The organism is Streptomyces sp. 4F14 (genome assembly GCF_048159485.1).
Classification (GTDB): domain Bacteria; phylum Actinomycetota; class Actinomycetes; order Streptomycetales; family Streptomycetaceae; genus Streptomyces.
This window is the reverse complement of sequence record NZ_JBLRVY010000259.1, coordinates 1-359: the sequence shown is the minus strand read 5'-3', so window position 1 is coordinate 359 and position 359 is coordinate 1. Positions and strand designations below refer to the sequence as shown.

Here is a 359-nt window from a genome sequence, read left to right as displayed (position 1 = left end):
GGCGGACGCGCGGAGCGCGGCCGGGTCGACGGCGGCGGCCAGGACGTGCGGCTGGGCGGCGGTCAGGGCCGCGTCGAACAGGGCGAGGGCGGCCTCGGTGGGCAGGGCGCCGATGCCGTGGCGGGCGGTCCTGCGCAGGTCGGCGTCGGTGAGGTGCGCGGGCAGCGGGCTGCGTTCCTCCCACATGCCCCAGGCGATGGAGACGGCGGGCAGTCCGTCGGCCCGGCGGCGGGCGGCCAGGGCGTCACGGCCATTCTCGAACGCGTGTGAGGCGGGCGGTCGCGGCGCGGCGGGACCGCGCCACGGCCGCCCGTACGACAGCAGTGAACCCGCCCGTCCCCCATGCCGAGGAGCCGCAC

At 79.4% G+C, this 359-nt stretch carries 1 protein-coding gene; it reads right to left on the bottom strand.

What is annotated here, in order from left to right; all coding sequences use genetic code 11:
- Nucleotides 1-186 (bottom strand): hypothetical protein (locus ACLZOT_RS50605; RefSeq protein ID WP_416976069.1); only part of this gene is annotated, 186 nt, incomplete at its 3' end.
- Between the last annotated feature and the right edge of the window lie 173 nt (nucleotides 187-359).